Origin of the sequence: Ureibacillus endophyticus, from assembly GCF_024159215.1 — a bacterium.
In the GTDB taxonomy this organism is placed as follows: Bacteria; Bacillota; Bacilli; order Bacillales_A; family Planococcaceae; genus Ureibacillus; species Ureibacillus endophyticus.
The window spans coordinates 553,657-571,345 of sequence record NZ_JAMYWW010000001.1 but is presented as its reverse complement, the minus strand read 5'-3'; the positions used below and the strand labels follow the sequence as shown (position 1 = coordinate 571,345).

Below are 17,689 nucleotides of genomic sequence, written 5' to 3'. Positions count from 1 at the left end.
CTATTAGTTCTAGTAATCTTCAGGAAATAGTATCATCACATGGTCTAACTCATCCATCACCCAAATCTTGCGTTCTATTGGTCTGATTGTTGTAAGTTCAACATAGATTGTAGTTTCCCGCTCTGGTTCCTCTTGTCTTTGAATGAGCCATTGTTGTTCATTTTCAATGTAGAATTCAAAGATTTGTAGATAGTCCGTTAGTTTTTGATGATGTTCAAAGATATACTTTAGAATGAATTGCTGATGTTCGACTGATAATTCCTCTGCAATTGCTCTCGTCATGTAGAACTGTTTGGTTGGTTCAAACATTAGAAATCACCAATTCCTTTATTCCATTCTGCTTGTTCACGAAGCCATTCCTCTATTTTTGCATTATGGCTATTCACTAAAGAATAGTAGAGTTGTATGAATGGTCCTTTTCTTAGTCCACAACGGTAATATGCAACCTCATCAATCTCAACTTTCTCTACGAATTCTAATGCAAATGGATCACTAAACCTTCCAATTACATCATCGCCATTTTCAAACACAAAAAGAGCTTGCACTAATGGCAAGCGATAATTTAATAAATAGATATTGTCATGATTCTCTGCTTCATATATTCCAAGGAAATCTTGTTCAATTTCTTTAATAAATAAATTAGGTAAGTAACCTAATGTCCTTAGATACTCAATATCGCTTAAACATTGAATGATCCTCATTTATTTTCCTTCTTTCAATTGTATTGTTATAGTAAGTCAACTGCGTTTTGTTTTTCTTCCTTAGATGTATTGATATAATATTTCACTGTCATGTTGATTCCTGCATGCCCTGCCAACTTAGAAACTGTACTGATTTCAACTCCATTTCGTATCAATCTAGTACAGAATGTATGTCTAAGCATGTGCGGGTGAATGTGGAAGCCTAGCTGTTTGCCCGTTATCTCAAGCAACCTTCTGACAGCATCTCTGTGCATCTTCTCTGCACGTTGACTCACCAACAAAAAGGGGCTTTTGGGGAATTTGGAATTGCCCCTTTCGCCCCGCATGTACACCTGAATGGCTTCGAGAACATCTTTCCGCAATGGAATCTCTCTAATTTTGCCCCCTTTGCCCCGCACTGTGAGATGTGAGGTCAGTTGATCCACATCACAAATTTTGATGTCCACCAGTTCAGTCACTCGAATGCCTGTGTACAGGAGCAGGTAGCCAATGAGTTTGTTACGTTGTGTTTCTTTTTCTAGGTGAAACAAGAACTGTTCCACTTGTGCATCTGTTAGTACAGAAACTTCACCTTCTGAACCATGAGCGATTTTGACCTTGTCTCTTTTGATGCTAATGAAAATATCATCTACAAATCTACTTTTGAACAAATAGTCATTGTAAACCTTCAATGAATTCACCTTTTTGTTGCGAGTGCTAACTGCCATTCCTTCTACTTCAAGGTGTTTCATGTAGCTAGTGAAATAGAATCGACTAAGTAACACTTCAGGATCACAATCTTTCTCAACCAAATAATCATTGAATTTTCGTATGTCGTTCATGTAACTATCTATTGTAGCGATAGCTCTACCATCTTCAATGAGCCATTGTCGAAACGATTCTAGTATATTTTCTGTCATTACATTTCCTCCAAAACTAAAAAAAGAGTAGCGGTATTTTCACCACTACTTAATATGGTACCTGTGGATAGGACACTTGAAAAAGAGTGTGCTATTCACAGGTATTTTTTATATACTAGACTTTCAAGAGGAATAAGGACGGACAGAAGACAGCGATGAGTAAACAATTATTTTCACCAGAACAGATTGAACAACTACAAAAGAATCCACATGTATTAAAGGTAAGCGAACGTACCATTACTTACGCAGATGCATTTAAAAGTAAATTTATAGATGAATATTTAGCAGGCAAAACACCTCGGCGAATTTTTGAGGAATACGGTTTTGATATTGAAGTAATAGGCATGAAACGTGTTGAACAAGCCTCCTCTCGTTGGAGAAAAGCGTATGAGAAAAATGGTTTAATTGGGCTAACCGATACACGTAAAACGAGTTCCGGAAGACCTATAAAGCGTGAATTAACGATGGCAGAAGTTCTCGGAAGACAAGCAGCACGTATTGAACTACTAGAAGGGCAAGTAGAGATGCTAAAAAAGCTCGAAGTGACAGAAAGGAGGCTGCTAAACACCAGTCAAAAATTAAGCACAAATAAGGTATTCCAACTGATTTCCGATACACTAGAGCAGTTTCCATTTAAACGAATGGTGACTTATTTTTGCGCACTTTTAAACGTCTCACGTTCTGGTTATTACAACTATTTAAAGACAAGTGAGACACGTGCAACGAAAGAGTTGAAGGATAGAGAAGCACGTGATTTGATCTTAAAAGCCTTCAATCGCCGTGGTTATAAGAAGGGGTCACGTTCAATTAAAATGACACTTGAACACGACTTTGGCATCGTGATGAATCGCAAGAAAATCCAACGTATTATGCGAAAGTATGGAATTGTCTGCCCTCACCGCAAAGCCAATCCGTATAAACAAATAGCGAAAGCAACAAAAGAACATCGTGTTGTGCCAAATAAGCTAGAGCGCCAATTTAAGCAAGGTGTACCAGGCAAAGTCCTATTAACAGACATTAGCTATATTCCCTATAACGGAACAATGGCTTATTTGTCGACCATTAAAGACGGGTCTACCAATGAAATTTTAGCTTATCATGTATCAGATCGTATTACGCTGGACCTCGCAACAAAAACTGTTGAGAAACTATTCCGCAATAAACGTGTAAAGCTCCATCCAGAAGCCTTCATCCATTCAGATCAAGGTGTTCATTATACAAGTCCAAAATTCCAAAAGCTTTTAAAGCACTATAAACTTGGTCAATCGATGTCACGTCGAGGCAACTGTTGGGATAACGCACCACAGGAATCCTTTTTCGGACACTTAAAAGACGAAGTTGATTTCAGCATGGTCAAAACACTGGATGAGTTACGCGCTAAAATCGATCACTACATGGTTTACTACAACAATTATCGTTATCAATGGAATCTAAAAAAGATGGCTCCTGTACAATACAGAAACCATCTCTTAATAGCTTAAACTCTTTTTTTAGTTTGTCCTTGACTTGGGTACCACATTAACTCAATCTGCTTACCATAACACTATTCTTGAACGGCATTTTTTACACTTTCTTTCTTTCAATATACATGGGCACATGAACATTCTATCTCTCCTCAATGATTTCCTTTGCGATAGCACCTACAACAGCGACTACTGTAGCTACAACTAGTTGTTGCCACATCCACATCACCTCCTTTTACTTTTATAAATTGTCATAGATGTTCAATTACCTTCTGATGTTCCTGTTGATTAGTCATTGCTCTAAATACATGCCAAATCTCCTCTTCATCTATATTCCATGCTTGTCTGATATTTGCTGGATCTAAAATGCGATAATGATTGGTGAATCTATTCTTCTGTAGTTTCCAGCCATTTGAGTTGGCTAGTGTCTCCCAGAAGTATTTCCCTCCAAGAGTTTGACATGGTATATTTGGTAATGTCATTTTTCATTCTCCTATTCTGTTTTAGTTTTCTAATTTGGCTCACTGCAGTTATATAATAATGGCGTCAGTTTTTAGGCACACAAAATGAGCACATGCTATGTGTCGCATGCACTTACCGTTTTCTTTACCATTTGCATTTACTTTTGTCGTAAGCTTTTTGTTAGAAATGTCGCGAGCTAGTCAAAAATTCCATTGAGTTGCTGAGTGTACTCTACAAAATCACTCATCACTTTTCGATCATTTACATCTACAATACTTTCAACACCTCGATAGATTTGGTTAAAATTTATCGTGTACTCATTTTTGACTACATGTGCAAGAGCTTCTTCTAAAAGCATTTCACGAAATTGATATTCAGGTATTAATTCTCCAAGTCTATCATCTTCCAGTATTTCACGATAGTACGTTTCATGGTCGATTGTTACACTTATATATTCTTTATTTAACATTTTCATTCTACTCCTTCCACAAAGTTCTTTTCGACTGAATCGTTAACGACCCAAACCTCATACGGTTCAACTAGTCCAGTTTCGATTATGATAACTAAATAGTAATTTCCATCTTCATCTGTGTAACTAGCTGAATCTGCCATGATTGGTTCTGCTAAGTCTTCGATGATGTGCGCTGGTACTAGTTGTTCATCTACTTCATCTTTGTAGAAAGACATTGTTTCGTAGCCAATTTTACTAATAGGAACATAGTATCCTAACTTCTTAGTTAGCACTTGCGAGAGACGTTTTTCAGCAGTCATGATAAATCACTCCTTTACAGGTAACCTTTTTCTTTTAATGAAAGTGCTTGATCACTTGCTAAAATTAAATGATCCAGTACTTCAATGCCAATGATGTGACCAGCTTCAACTAATCTCTTCGTCACGTCAATATCTTCTGGACTTGGTGTAACGTCATTCGATGATAGCAATAGGTAAGGTTTTGATGTCATCTCCACCTTTTCCCCTGCTCCACACCGTGCATGCAACTTTCATCGCACACGGCGTTCCATCGTTCATTTTGTTATTTCGTTTAGCTCAAACCACGATTATTTCAATTTCCCAATTTTAAATAGCCTCGTTGCCAACCATCTTTCTTAACTGATTAATTTTTGTTTGTTGTTCCGAATTTGGTTTTATCTTGTCTACATATTTTAGAATGGTTTCTTCCTTTGTCGCATGAATCAATCTATGTACATCTCTTGATATTAAAACCAAGTTCACATAACGGTCATCCTTCGTTTCACGCCATAGCGTTTTATGGTGACAATCCATCTCTGTTAAAATTAATTCATCGCCCATGACAGCACATTTGCCGTTTTGTGCGACAAACAAGGAAATACGGTTGTCATTTAATTCAATAGTTGCACGCTCGCTATTTATCGGATGCTCCCGTAGCCATTGTAGCTTCCATTCTAAGACACTGTTTTGGTCTCGATGAATTAGTGCACGTCCTTCTGATGTAAATTTACAGACGCCATTTTTGGGCATAAGTGCATTTCTTGTTTTGATAAAACCAATTGGAATAATGGGGTAACCGTTGATATACCTTGTCATTTCTGATTTTAGATACGGTCGAATTCCTTTATCATTTATCCGATGAGCTGGTGAGCGTTTCTTTAAGGACAGATGTTTGAAGCGGTGTCGTTCTACTATTGTTAATTGATATTGAATTGGCATCAAACTCGCATTTACTTGTGTCGCGATTTGGTAATAATTATGAATCCCAATAACCATACTGTTGTAGACTTGAAGTTGCTTCATTAGTTCTTGTCCATTCGGTGCTCGTTGAATCACCTTTATTTGATTTTTCAACTGTTCTTTAATACGCTTTCGTGCTTTTTCTGTAATGTGTGATTGACAGACAAACTTCTTATTTCCAACTCGGTCATAGCCTTTTCGCTCCATTTTTAAATCAAACCCTAAAAATTCACTGCTTTTCTTTTTCAAGTTCGTAATCTGTGATTTTTCTTCTGAGATAGGAAGTCCCAGTCGTTCTTCTAACCACATTTTACTCGCAATGAAAATCTTATTGGCATTCGCACGTGACGTGGTGAAAATTTTAAAATCGTCTGCGTAACGAACAATATACATTTCTTTTAGCGCTGATGTTTTTCTTAATTGTCGGTAACGATATTGATGGCTATATAAACCCGTACTCTTCACATAATAATCATTAATTGAGCGACATTTCTTACTCTCCCATTGATTCGCAATCCACCAATCGAACTCATTAAGATTGATATTGGCAAGTAGTGGGGAAAGAATGCCTCCTTGTGGAGTTCCTTTTGTCGGATATGTTATGTCACCATTCGGTAGAACAACGGGTGCCTTTAGCATTTTCCTCAATATAACGAGTAACTGCTTATCTTGGATACCCATCGTCCAAATCTGACGCATGAGTTTTGTATGTCTCACTTCATCAAAGAATCCTTTAATATCAATGTCTACAACGTACTGCATTCGATTATTATTAATACGACCGGCTGCTAATGATATCGCATTTTCAGCAGACTTTGTTGGTCGAAATCCGAAGCTATATTTATAAAACTTCGCTTCACAAATCGGCTCAAGTACTTGTAATATACAGTGTTGGGCGATACGGTCCCACATTGATGGAATACCTAGCGGTCTCATTTTTCCATTTGGCTTTGGGATTTCTACCCGTTTCACTTGGCGTGGATGATAATGTTGAAAGCGTTTCTTAACAGTTATGATAAAGTCCGCCGTACTTAATTTTTCTATATCATTAATGGTTACACCATCAACGCCCGCTGTTGCACTACCATTATTTCGTTTAATATTACGGTAAGCGAGCAGAATATTGTCATCTGATGTGATGATGTGCATCAGATTTTTAAATGGTTGGTTTTCTTTACTTTTGGCATATAATTCATCAAAAGTTTCCGTCATACCATAATACTCGGCATGTCGTAGCCTTGTGTTTTTCATTCTAGGAATCTTCTTGAAGTTTTCGCTCATGGTGTATCACGCTCCAATCTTGGCTCGTGACCTTTTTAGTCATACGAGAATCCCTGAAGGTTTGAGTTGAAATACATTAAGTGAACGACTTGAGGCTATTGCTCCATTTCCATTACAGAAACTTCAACGCTCCTGCCTCTACTCTCACTACCATAAAAGAAAGTTATAGTTAGATACCTTTCCTTTCTACCACTTCATCGCGTGTGTCCGCTCCATGTTGGTAGCTTTCCACGTTCCCTTCACTCTATCAATGTCCTAACTTAGGTGCTAGCTCTTACCTGGCGTCCTCTCCACCGCCTGTAACGGTGCATGGAGCTTTCGAAACCACCATACTTACTCGCCCACGGAACGCACTTGTCTCTTTCAACAAGTCTATTCATTTCTGAATACTCGCCACTCACAGATAGTTCATTCGCTAGTTCGTCAGTGTTTTACCACATTCTCACCATATTAGGTTTTTTACGACTCCCGACCTATCCGTTACAGCCCCTACCTCTAGGTGCCTTTCGGTTACTATATTAGCACTACGGTAACGTTCAGCCGACTTCACCGAGCTTCACACCTTATTCAATTACACCTTTGAATAACGCATGTCGGAGTATTAGAGTAGGCGTTTTGAGGCGTTACCCTCTCATTCCACCTATTGAGTGAAGAGTTCACGACTCTCTTACTTGTCATTTAGACGTTCGGACAGCGTGCGCAACCTTTTCAGTTACGAACGTGTCGCACGATGGTTATGTGCGACTATGCATGAAGCACAGTTTGCTAAGATTAATGCTTTCATCACATCACGAGGATGAACAATTGAGCTATTGATTGAGCCAGTGTGAACAACCTGTAGAACTTGAGGCTCGTTTTTAGTAGATAATCCTAGAACTACAAATCTCTCTCTGTCACTATCTCCAATGAAGTCACGAATAATATTCGCTGCATCTATTGGTGAACGTACACGTCTCCCTTCAAACAGTTGAGAACCTTTTCTTTCTAGCACTACATCGACAAGCTGAATACGTTTTGCAGGTACTTTCTTTTGATTTTCTTCCATTATGAATTCCTCCTTGAATAGTTTAGTAAATACAAAAAGCCCAAATGACCATTAGTAAGTCATTTGAGCTTATTCAAGGATATAATATATATTTGATTTTCCAACCATTACAGTTGTTGTACACCTAACTTTTCAATCATCTTTTCGTCTATCACAAGCGTTGTCAGAGGACCTTCTTGTACTGGATTATGTTTACGATATACTTGTGTGACTGTATGTTTGATTTGAAGATCTAGTTGGAACAATCCATTCCAGTTTGCATTATCAAGAAGACTTTGTAGTACTTCTTCTACATATTCTGTAGGAATGTTTCCAAAATGTTGTAATGGTAGTGACTCTAATACTTGGCTAAGTTCAGCTGTAGAACTTGATTGCTTTGCAGCTTGTACAGATGCTTCTAGTGCTACTGCATTTGCAATAGTTTCTTCTATCGTACCTTTACCATTTGCTAATACTTCTTCTAAAACATATTCTCGACCAGCACTACCTAAATTAATAAATGTTTCGTTACCACTTTCAAAGATTGCTTCTACTAATGCAGCCTTAGATGATAGTATAACTTCCACTGGTTCAAGGTTTGCTTCTTTCTGTTCAAGCTGTTCCATTAACTGTTTCTTTAATGGGCACGTTTGTACATGACTTAGCTTAGCACGAGCTGATTTGATATCTTCTAATGACGTTATCTTATCTATCTTGTCTTTTATTTCTGACATAGTTACAAGCCATTCACAACGTAAAAGCAATTCATGTTTCTCATCGATGGCAATTATCATTTGATTTACCATTTTTTCAATCTCATTTACTGTTTGTAGGGAATAATTTAATGAAGTCTCAAGTTCTATTAATTTATGAGATAATTCTTTATATACTTTTTGTTCATCTTGTACTTCAATTGAAACCACTCCCATTATAACAGAAGGAACAGCAATATGTTCTTTAGTAGCGACACTTGACGGTAGAATTGAAATGTTAATCATACTAGTTCCTCCTAACCTATACTAATAATTATAAAACATTTACTAAGCTTATAATAGTAATATTTTTTATCATATTTTCTACCATTACATTAAACTAACAAAAAAGAACCAACCCGAAGGCTGGTCCTTTCTTGTTAACTACCTATAGTTTAATAGAAATAAATTAAATTATTGAGCAATTACTTTATCAAGATCAGCTTTAATAGCTGTTAATGTTGTGTAGTTAACTTTGCCGTTGTCATCTTGAGGGAAAGCATTCAAGAACGCTTCAGCAACAGTGATTTTATCAAGTTCTGATAATTCAGTGTATGCAGCATAGTCAAGTGCTTTAAGTGCTGTGTTCATAGCATCGATATCAGCAGCATTATTTACACCTGCAAGAAGTCCTGTACGAGCTGTATTTTGCGTACCGATTTCAGCAGTTACCGCAGTATTAGCAGCATAACCGTTAGCCGGCTTTTCAGCCAATACTAATCCTGCTACTTCTAATTTCGCAGTAGAAGACAAGTTGATGTAAGTTGTATTGCTAGTAGCAATAGCAAACTTAGTCAATGCAGTTTGTGCTGCAGAATCAGTAGTTGCCGCGTTAAGAGCTACACGAGCATCTGTTGCATTTATTACAGCTTGTACAGCGTCAGCGTTACTACCTGCCGCTACTTTAACTGCAGCAATATCTTCAAAGTAAGCAGCTTTATTAGCGTCTGTTACAGTCAAGTTAAGTGTCTTAGCTTTAAGAGCTGCTAAAAGTTTATCGGCGTCAGTTAAAGCATTGCCAGCATCAACTAGAGTAGTAAGTGCTGCTGTCGGACTATTAGCTGCTGTAACTAGACCTTGGATTTCAGCTGCCGTATCAACATCAAGTGGATCATTAGCAAATGCACCAACAATAGCATCTCTATAATCTTCTAATAATGCATCAATTACAGTAGTTCCATCGAAATCTTCAGAAGCAAACGCAGAACGATCTGCAAGTGTAGTTAAAAGTGTTTTAACTTGTGCTGATGTAGCTGTTGCAGATACATTTGCTACTGCATCAACTGCATCATCTTCAGCATCTCCATTTGCAGCAGTAATAATACCTTGAATTAAAGTTGCAGTGTTAACATTTGTTACAGTAGCTTTAGCCGTAGTAATATCAGTTCTATAACGTGTTAATTCATTAGGATTAACAGTAGCAACATCGAAGTCATCAGATAAATTATCTAATGCTGTAAGAGCTGCTGTTAACTTAGCATTTGTATTAGCAAGAGTTACGTTTACTACTGCTTCATGTACAGCTAAGCGATCAAGAAGATCTTTTTTAGTAGTATCACCTTCAACATCTTCTGGGACGTATGTGTTAACTAAAGATTTTGCATCCGCAATATCACTTAGTGAAAGAGTTCCTTCAGCATTACCAACTGCAGTAGTAGCTTTTGCTGTATTCTCAGCATCAATAGCTGCTTGGATAGCTTCAATTGTAGCACCTTTTGTTTCACCAAAGTAGTTAACTGAACCAAGAGCTAATAAACCAGCTACAGAAGGAGCCATATCAGTGTTATCAGCAAGAACTACATTTTCTGTAGAATAATCTGTAATCCAATCAGCATTTACACGTGTAAATGCAGGATCTTTAAGAGCGTTTAAAAGTTGTAATACGTTAGTAGCATCTGCTACTTTTTTCACAACAGTTCCTTCTGCTTCTGCATCAACTTTACCTTGGTTAACCTCATCAATGATAGCTTGAATTTCGGCAACAGTAGTTTGTGTACCATCTAACTCGCCATCATAATCTTCAATGTTCTCTTCTACAACTCCAGTGAAGTATGTAGATTGTAGAGCTTCCCATAGTTCTACAACGTTACCAGCTGTATTTACTGCTGCTACTGCTGCTACTGCTGCTGTATCAAAGTCTTTTCCTTGAACTTTAAAAACACCTAGAGGAAGTTCTTCATAAGCAGTTACAAAGTCAAATGTAACTGTTGTGTCGCCAACTTCTAGGTTTACAGGAGTTACTTCAACAGTTGAACCCGATGGATCAACAACAGTGATTTTAGCACCTTCTTGAGCTTCTGTAAGAGCTTCAAATGTTACTGTTACACCAGTTTCGTCAATCGCACTTACAGATTGGACTGTTAATTCAGCTGTTTTAGGCGCTTCAACATTACCCTCTTTACCAATAGTTCCCTCTACTACGTCAGTAAGTGAAACTTCAAATTCTGGTTTTGTTTCTAATAGTGCAAAAACTTCATCAACAGTACCGTTTTCAGTTGCATTGAAAGCTGATGAGAAGTTTTCGAATGAATAGAATTTATCAGTATTAGTTTTTACATATTTAATATCTAAATCTTTAAGAGCACCAACGTTAAGTGCTGATGTAAAGTCTTCGAAACTTAATGATACGTTCTGTCCATTTACAACATAAACAACTTCTGTTACTGAAGAAGCTGATTCAGCTGCTGCAGGGATTGCTGCTACAGGTACAATTGCAGAAACTGATAATGCTGCTGCGATTGCAGATTTAGAAAGAACTTTTGATTTCTTAGCCATGTATGTCCCTCTTTCTCATTTTTCTATGAATTTATTATTTATTATATAGTCACATAGGGATAAATTCCCTATGTGACTAATTTTTGAATTAATTATTTAACTTGAACTTTACCAGCTTTTAATTGATCTACAGTGAAGTTAGTGTTTAATACTTCTAATGTAGTAGTTAAGAATGGGTTAGCTTTGAATTCAAGTGTTTCAGTACCAACAACTAATACTAATTCTTTACCAACAAGATTTTCATCTGTTAATTTTGTAGTATCTAATAATACACTTTGTTGTTTTGTTACTGTATTTTCTTTAAATGATACAATACCAGCTTCAACTAATGATTCAACCGATACGCCTTCAGCTGCTGTTGTTGTTTCATCTTTTAAAGTAACAGTTTTACTAACTGGAGGAGTAATATCATTTGATACAGTGATTACTGCATCAGCAAGTTTAGTATTTTCTGGAATAATGAAAGTACCTGTAGTATTTTCAATTACTAATGTACCGATTTCTACTTTGTATTTCACTGCATTTAAAGCAGTTACTTTTAATTCACCTGCGATTTCGCCAGCATCAAGATCTGTATCAGCAAACTCAACTTTGTGGATAGTTGGAGGTGGAACAGTACCTTTTACGTTTAATTCAATTTTTCCATTAGCTGTTTTAGTGTACTCTACAACTGTACCTACAGTTAATAATTTTTCAAATGCAACAGTTGAAACTGCTACACCATTATTGTATAGGCTAATGTTATCGCCAGAGTAAGAAATAGTTTCTACTACGCCACCTTGTAAAACTTTCACAGTTTTTGCAACTGTATCTGGTAATGCTTGAACAGTTACATTTGCTGTGTTAGCTAAAGCAACAAAGTTCACTGTAATTGATTTGTTTGGTAAACCAGCATATGCAGAAGAAGCAGTTACAATCGCACTACCAGCTTTAGCATCTACAGAGCTTAATTTAACATCAGCTTTACCAGCAGAAGCTTTTGCAGTAATTGTAGCAGTTGTACCTTTTTCAATTACTTCAGTAGTTAATACACCGTTTGCATTTACATATTCTGCTTTAATGTCAGCAAATTGAGCTGTAATTTCAAATGATACTAAGTAAGTGTATGAACCATCTTGTTTGTAGTATGGGAAGCCATTTTGGTCAACTGAAGTATAAGTTACAGTTGTAGCTTTTTCTACATTAACATCAGTTTTGTCATCAGTTACTTTTAATGTAGCATCATTAATTTTTGCATCTGAGAAGTAAGTTACATCAGTTGCAGTGAATTGAGTATCATCAGAATCAATATTACCTGTTTCTTTACCGTTTTCTAATGTTACAGTTGGACGAGCAAATGCATCTTGTTCACCAGTTAATTTGAATTTAACTTGACCGTTTGCACCTACTACTAAACGAGTTAAATCATTTTTATCTGATGAGCTATCAACACGTACTGGAGTTCCTTTTCCTGGATAGTCGTTAGCTGAATCAGTGTTGATGTAAACAGCTTTGTTTGTGCTTAAATCATCTTTCTTGAAGCCAACATATACAACTGTACCAGCAGGAGCTAATTTTCCGTCTTTGTCAGTTACTGTTACAACAAACTCACGACCACCAAAGCCAATTGTTGATCCTGTTTCAGAAATAGCAGCAGCTAAGTTAGTACCTTGACCAACTATGTTAGTTGAAAGAGTATGTTTAAGTGTGAATGAAACTGTTGGTGCTTGAACAAATACTTCAGTTGCATCGAATTTACCATCTTTGTCAGAGTCTACAAATACAACTGGAGTTACTGTTGCAGCTTTACCAGTTACAGTGAAAGTAGCTGAGTAGTCGCTGTCTAAATAAACACGTACTTCATTTTTACCACCAGTAGTGTATTGGTATGGATAAGTGTTGTTACCTAATGCATAAGTATCAACGATTTTAGCATCTTTAACTGCTTTGTCTGGTGTTACATCAACGTTTTCTTTGAAAGTAACGTTAACATATTTACGACCTGAATCATCTACATTCCAGTTACGAGCATCGTCTTTATTAACTTGGATTTTGTAAACTTTTTTCGCATCGTTTACTAAATCATTTCCAGAAGTAACTTCTGTTAATGTTAAGAATTGGCTCCAGTAAACTTTACCTTGAGAGTATACTGAAGATTTGTCAGTTGCATATACTGTAACTTCATCATTTGATTTGTAATAACGAGTATAAGTATAAGTTGCAACACCATTTTCGTCAGTGTAAGCTTCTACTTCAATTTTGTTATTTAAGTTTGAATTTTCGCTTACGATGTTGAAAGTTACTGGGATACCAGCTTTAGATTGACCGTCAGCTACAGTAACTTGAGCTTTTACAGTTACTTCTTTACCAAGAGTACCTTGTAATGATTTTTCTACAACGTCAACTTTAGTTGGGATTACAGCAGAGATACCTTTGAAAGTACCGATTTTGCTATCGCCTAACTTAACAGTGTAGTCCTTTCCGCCTTCTTGAGTAGCTGTAGTTAATACTGCTACGTTTTTAGCAGTTTGTTTTACTGCAGCGTTTTTAACTTCTAAACCTTCAATTGAGAAATCAAGAGCTTTGATATCATCAATATTTTCTTCAAATGTAACTTCAACAGTTGTTGCGTTTACTGCTTTAACAGATTTAACTGCCACATCAGTTACATCAGAGAAGTCAGTGTTGATCGCACGGTATAAGAATGATGCGAATTGACCACGAGTAGTTGTGTTGTTTGGATTGAATTTAGCAGTTTTAGTGATATCGAAGAAGTCTAATACATCGATAGCACCTTGTTGTTCTTTAGAAGCTGAGTTTAAATCGATAACTTCTTTATCGAAATCTTGACCAGCAACAAACTTCACAAGATCTGTATCGTTTAATGTATCTAATGCACGAACAACTACAAGAGCCATTTGACCACGAGTAATTTTGTTCGCAGCGTTTAAGTTGTTGTTAGAACCTTTGAATACGCCAGTATCTTTTACTAAAGCAGCGTATTTTACTAATTCTTCATCTTTATAATCTACAGGAACGTCGTTAAAACGTTGTACTGTTGAATAATCAGCAGGAACTTCATAACCTTTAGATACTAAGTATTTACCTAATAATTTAACAACGTCAGAACGTGTTAATTCTTTATTTGGTTTGAAAGTACCATCTGGATATCCGTTGATAACACCTTGGTCAGCTAATGCGTTGATTGCTGTTGCGTGATCGTTGTTTGCTACATCTTTAAATCCTGCAGCAGATGCTACTGGCACGATTGCAGATGCTACTAAAGTAGCTGTTGCAGCAGTTGCTACGAATTTTTTGTATTTCTTTGGTTGGTTAGCCATAGAAAAATTTCCTCCTCATAGTCCAATTAATAATTTTAGTTATCCATAACTTACTAGAGTAGTAGATTAATAACTACACTATAAAAGTTTAGTAGTATACAAATGGTATGTCAATCATTTTTTAGCATTTCTGGCATATTTCGCCTATATCATACTCATAATTGAATCATAGATTTGCATTGGGATAACTTCAAATTTCTATCATTATGACACAAAACGACTAGTAGTACCAACATTTTCTTTAACAATACTTGGAAGTAATTTTTAGAAAATATTACTTTTTAACATTATTTTTTCCAGTTTTACATTTTTTTACATTAGAAATGTTGTTTTATTCGTCATTAATGTCGGATACATTACCAATAGATTATTTTTGTAAAATAATTAAAATTATTGTTACAAATGTTGAAATTTGAAATATTATTAGTTTTGGATTTTATTCTATTTATTTTTCTTCCAAATTAACTAGTCGTCTCTTGAAATTGTGATAGATTTAATCACCCGAATAAGTATATGAGGGGGGGGTAGAAATATTCCTCGAAGTTGAATGGAATTTATGAATAAATTGTGTATTGATTTTACTCTTCCAAAAAAGAAGACCCAAGCATTATGCTGCTTAGGCCTTCTTTTCGGGCTACCAACCATTTGTTTTTTCCTTGCAGGGAAAATTATATTGTAGAGGAAATCTTTACTACTTTTTACATTGTATCACCATCATTACATTTTAACAATCAAATATTACAAACATTACAGAATAATTTGGTGATTTAAAGTAAAAAAGCAAAGCCAATGTAAGCTTTGCTTATGTTTCTTGTTATTTACGTTTTGATCCTCGTGCTACTTCTAATAAGAATAGTGGTAATGCAATTTGTCTTTTAACTCGCTTCGGTTCCTTCATTAAACGATAGAACCATTCCATCCCCACTTTTTGGAACGCTTCTGGTGCACGTTTCACATTTCCTGCTAGTACGTCAAAGGACCCGCCCACCCCTTGATAAATCGTTGGGTGAAGTTTATCACGATTTGCATTTATCCAGTTCTCTTGCTTAGGACTACCCATTGCAACGAATAGAATATCTGGTTTTGCTTCATTGATTTTCGTTAGGACCTTTTCATTATCCTTCTCATATCCATCTTGAGTCCCAGCAATTTGAATAGTTGGATATAGTTCTTTTAATTTGACAGCAGCCTTTTCTGCAACTCCTGGCTTACCACCATATAGGAAAATAGGCTTCTGATGTTTCGCAGATTCCGCGCATAAACGCATCATCATGTCTACGCCAGTTACCCGCTCTGTAATTTGCCCTTTTTGAATTTTGGATGCAAGGATTACACCGATACCATCAGGAATTTGGAATTCTGCTTCATTTAATAGTTTTTTGAGTGCTGGATCTTCCTTCGCTTTAATTATCTTCTCAGGATTAATCGCCACAATCAGTGACTTTTCTTTTTTCTCAATACGCTTGAAAATCTCTTCTATCAATTCATCATAATTCTCTGTATTCACTTTGATGCCTAATACTGTTTCTTTCATTTTGTTCAACCGTCCATTTTTGTTATGTTTACTTCCATCATATCAGAAATAAGAGGAGAGTGCTTCTTTCAACCCGGAATTAGTCTGATTTAATAAAAAAGCACGATTATTTCAATGAATAATCATGCCTTCTACTATTATTTGTTTTTCGCGTCCCCTAATAGATGGAACTGGAATCCTGCTTCTTGCCAAGCTTCTCGGTTTAAGCAGTTTTTCGTATCAAAGACAATTTTATTTTCCGCGCTAATTGTTAAAGGATTTAATGTTTTAAATTCATTGTGATCCGTTAACACAACGATAATGTTCGCTTCCTTAGTCGCTTCTTCTAAACTTTGCGTTTGAGTTTCGTGTTTGTTCTCTTTAATATGTGGATCATACGAAATAACTTCTAATCCAAGGTGTTGAAGTTGCTCAATCACTTCTACAGAAGGACTTTCACGCATATCATCTACGTTACCTTTAAATGCTAGTCCAAGTACTGCTACTTTTCCGCCAGCAATTTTATTACGATTTAAGATGCTTTGAGTTTTTTGAGCAGTGAATGCTGGCATACTGTCATTTGTGTTACGAGACATATGAATAATTTGCGCTTTTTCTCCACCAAGCTCAACTAAGAACCATGGATCTACTGCGATACAGTGTCCGCCTACACCTGGTCCTGGGAAGTGAACATTTACACGAGGATGGAAGTTTGCAAATTTAATTGCTTCCCAAATGTTTACATCTAACACTTCTGCCATTTTCGCTAATTCATTGGCAAAGGCAATGTTTACATCACGATATGTGTTTTCCATTACTTTTACTAACTCAGCAGTTGTGGCATCTGTTAAATGAATTGTCCCTTTTACAAATGTTTCATAAAGTTCTTTTGTTAATACAGCAGATTTTTTGTTAATCCCACCAACAATACGATCGTTGTTCACTAACTCTTCAAAAATACGTCCAGGAATAACACGCTCTGGAGAATGGGCAACATAAATATCTGATCCAATATCAAGACCTGTTTTCACTAATTCAGGAATCATTATACGTTCCACTGTTTTTGGTGGCACTGTTGATTCTAGAATAACTAAGTTGCCTTTTTTCACGAATGGCACAATCGATGCAGTTGCTTGTCGTACATATTCTAAGTTTGCTGTTTTATCAGGATTAATTGGTGAAGGAACGGCAACAATAAATACGTCTGCCTCCACTGGTGTCGTCGATGCTGTTAAGAATCCTTCATCGACAGCTTGGTTCAAACGCTCCTGCAATCCTGTTTCTTCAATGTGTAATTTTTTCTCTTGAATGCTTCGTACGGCTGCAGGATTCACATCAACACCATGCACCTTCACACCGTGGTTTGCAAACATAACTGCTGTTGGCAATCCAATATATCCTAAACCAACAACACAAACTGTCTTTGTCATAATCTTCGTTACTTCCTTTCAACTTCGAGAACGAGTGTGGTTATATTCAATACATCATTATATCATCTTCGAGCAGTTTCTATTTAAAATGTCCACATACTGTGAATTTATGCAAATCACAGCACACGCCTATCTACTCGATTTATATGCTAGCATTCTATTTGGATGAACGCTTCTACAATCTCGCATTATAGTATACAACTTTCATGAGGTTCTGTGAAATGAAAATCTTAAGATTGAAGTTTTTGCTAATTGTTTTGTGCGTATACTAATTGGTATCATCCATATAACCAACGGTTTCGTCCACATAGATTTACTTTTTGTCCACATGCACTGGGTTTTCGTCCGGATACGAATCC

Annotated in this window: 15 protein-coding genes; 1 reads left to right on the top strand and 14 read right to left on the bottom strand. The window is 36.4% G+C overall.

The genetic code is table 11. The features are described 5' to 3' along the window. Positions 1-9: 9 nt before the first annotated feature. From NKR20_RS02895 to NKR20_RS02885, 3 genes are read right to left on the bottom strand one after another with little or no spacing between them, the layout of a single operon-like run. Positions 10-309, bottom strand: a complete 300-nt coding sequence (locus NKR20_RS02895; RefSeq protein WP_253423379.1) for a DUF960 family protein — start codon at positions 307-309, stop codon at positions 10-12. Then, positions 309-701 carry a hypothetical protein gene (locus tag NKR20_RS02890; protein WP_253423376.1) on the bottom strand — a complete coding sequence of 131 codons (393 nt, stop codon included), beginning with the start codon at positions 699-701 and terminating at the stop codon, positions 309-311. The genes NKR20_RS02895 and NKR20_RS02890 overlap by 1 nt, the downstream gene beginning before the upstream one ends. Positions 702-727: 26 nt before the next feature. Beyond that, positions 728-1,600, bottom strand: coding sequence for a tyrosine-type recombinase/integrase (locus tag NKR20_RS02885; RefSeq protein ID WP_253423373.1), 873 nt, complete (start codon positions 1,598-1,600; stop codon positions 728-730). A gap of 155 nt (positions 1,601-1,755) precedes the next feature. On the opposite strand from NKR20_RS02885, the gene NKR20_RS02880 reads away from it, so the two are divergent. Further along, complete coding sequence (locus tag NKR20_RS02880) at positions 1,756-3,081, top strand: IS3 family transposase (protein WP_253423370.1); 1,326 nt, start codon at positions 1,756-1,758, stop codon at positions 3,079-3,081. A 233-nt stretch (positions 3,082-3,314) separates the two neighbouring features. On the opposite strand, the gene NKR20_RS02875 is transcribed toward NKR20_RS02880, so the two are convergent. From NKR20_RS02875 to NKR20_RS02825, 11 genes are all read right to left on the bottom strand, one after another. Next, positions 3,315-3,545 (bottom strand): hypothetical protein, encoded by a 231-nt coding sequence (locus tag NKR20_RS02875; protein WP_253423367.1) that lies wholly within the window; start codon positions 3,543-3,545, stop codon positions 3,315-3,317. A gap of 176 nt (positions 3,546-3,721) precedes the next feature. After that, a complete protein-coding gene (locus NKR20_RS02870; protein WP_253423363.1) occupies positions 3,722-3,994 on the bottom strand; it encodes a hypothetical protein in 273 nt (90 codons plus the stop codon). A gap of 2 nt (positions 3,995-3,996) precedes the next feature. Further along, positions 3,997-4,296 carry a hypothetical protein gene (locus NKR20_RS02865; RefSeq protein WP_253423360.1) on the bottom strand — a complete coding sequence of 100 codons (300 nt, stop codon included), beginning with the start codon at positions 4,294-4,296 and terminating at the stop codon, positions 3,997-3,999. 14 nt (positions 4,297-4,310) lie between these two features. Further along, complete coding sequence (locus tag NKR20_RS02860; protein WP_301285878.1) at positions 4,311-4,487, bottom strand: JAB domain-containing protein; 177 nt, start codon at positions 4,485-4,487, stop codon at positions 4,311-4,313. 115 nt (positions 4,488-4,602) lie between these two features. Next, positions 4,603-6,516 carry a group II intron reverse transcriptase/maturase gene (ltrA, locus tag NKR20_RS02855; RefSeq protein ID WP_253423357.1) on the bottom strand — a complete coding sequence of 638 codons (1,914 nt, stop codon included), beginning with the start codon at positions 6,514-6,516 and terminating at the stop codon, positions 4,603-4,605. A 712-nt stretch (positions 6,517-7,228) separates the two neighbouring features. After that, positions 7,229-7,561 (bottom strand): JAB domain-containing protein, encoded by a 333-nt coding sequence (locus tag NKR20_RS02850; protein ID WP_253423354.1) that lies wholly within the window; start codon positions 7,559-7,561, stop codon positions 7,229-7,231. 107 nt (positions 7,562-7,668) lie between these two features. Next, positions 7,669-8,538: a hypothetical protein gene (locus tag NKR20_RS02845; protein ID WP_253423351.1), complete on the bottom strand. Its 870-nt coding sequence runs from the start codon at positions 8,536-8,538 to the stop codon at positions 7,669-7,671. A gap of 168 nt (positions 8,539-8,706) precedes the next feature. Further along, positions 8,707-11,067 (bottom strand): hypothetical protein, encoded by a 2,361-nt coding sequence (locus tag NKR20_RS02840; protein WP_253423348.1) that lies wholly within the window; start codon positions 11,065-11,067, stop codon positions 8,707-8,709. 92 nt (positions 11,068-11,159) lie between these two features. Next, positions 11,160-14,387: an S-layer homology domain-containing protein gene (locus tag NKR20_RS02835; protein ID WP_253423345.1), complete on the bottom strand. Its 3,228-nt coding sequence runs from the start codon at positions 14,385-14,387 to the stop codon at positions 11,160-11,162. Positions 14,388-15,201: 814 nt separating this feature from the next. Further along, a complete protein-coding gene (locus NKR20_RS02830) occupies positions 15,202-15,921 on the bottom strand; it encodes a WecB/TagA/CpsF family glycosyltransferase (RefSeq protein WP_253423342.1) in 720 nt (239 codons plus the stop codon). A 137-nt stretch (positions 15,922-16,058) separates the two neighbouring features. Beyond that, positions 16,059-17,330 (bottom strand): nucleotide sugar dehydrogenase, encoded by a 1,272-nt coding sequence (locus NKR20_RS02825; protein WP_253423339.1) that lies wholly within the window; start codon positions 17,328-17,330, stop codon positions 16,059-16,061. Positions 17,331-17,689: the final 359 nt, after the last annotated feature.

Coding starts and splice junctions, on each gene's coding strand:
- NKR20_RS02835 (WP_253423345.1), bottom strand. CDS start 14,387: ATGGCTAACCAACCAAAGAAATACAAAAAATTCGTAGCAACTGCTGCA.
- NKR20_RS02860 (WP_301285878.1), bottom strand. CDS start 4,487: ATGACATCAAAACCTTACCTATTGCTATCATCGAATGACGTTACACCA.
- NKR20_RS02865 (WP_253423360.1), bottom strand. CDS start 4,296: ATGACTGCTGAAAAACGTCTCTCGCAAGTGCTAACTAAGAAGTTAGGA.
- NKR20_RS02850 (WP_253423354.1), bottom strand. CDS start 7,561: ATGGAAGAAAATCAAAAGAAAGTACCTGCAAAACGTATTCAGCTTGTC.
- NKR20_RS02885 (WP_253423373.1), bottom strand. CDS start 1,600: ATGACAGAAAATATACTAGAATCGTTTCGACAATGGCTCATTGAAGAT.
- NKR20_RS02830 (WP_253423342.1), bottom strand. CDS start 15,921: ATGAAAGAAACAGTATTAGGCATCAAAGTGAATACAGAGAATTATGAT.
- NKR20_RS02870 (WP_253423363.1), bottom strand. CDS start 3,994: ATGTTAAATAAAGAATATATAAGTGTAACAATCGACCATGAAACGTAC.
- NKR20_RS02880 (WP_253423370.1), top strand. CDS start 1,756: ATGAGTAAACAATTATTTTCACCAGAACAGATTGAACAACTACAAAAG.
- NKR20_RS02895 (WP_253423379.1), bottom strand. CDS start 309: ATGTTTGAACCAACCAAACAGTTCTACATGACGAGAGCAATTGCAGAG.
- ltrA (WP_253423357.1), bottom strand. CDS start 6,516: ATGAGCGAAAACTTCAAGAAGATTCCTAGAATGAAAAACACAAGGCTA.
- NKR20_RS02840 (WP_253423348.1), bottom strand. CDS start 11,067: ATGGCTAAGAAATCAAAAGTTCTTTCTAAATCTGCAATCGCAGCAGCA.
- NKR20_RS02845 (WP_253423351.1), bottom strand. CDS start 8,538: ATGATTAACATTTCAATTCTACCGTCAAGTGTCGCTACTAAAGAACAT.
- NKR20_RS02825 (WP_253423339.1), bottom strand. CDS start 17,330: ATGACAAAGACAGTTTGTGTTGTTGGTTTAGGATATATTGGATTGCCA.
- NKR20_RS02875 (WP_253423367.1), bottom strand. CDS start 3,545: ATGACATTACCAAATATACCATGTCAAACTCTTGGAGGGAAATACTTC.
- NKR20_RS02890 (WP_253423376.1), bottom strand. CDS start 701: ATGAGGATCATTCAATGTTTAAGCGATATTGAGTATCTAAGGACATTA.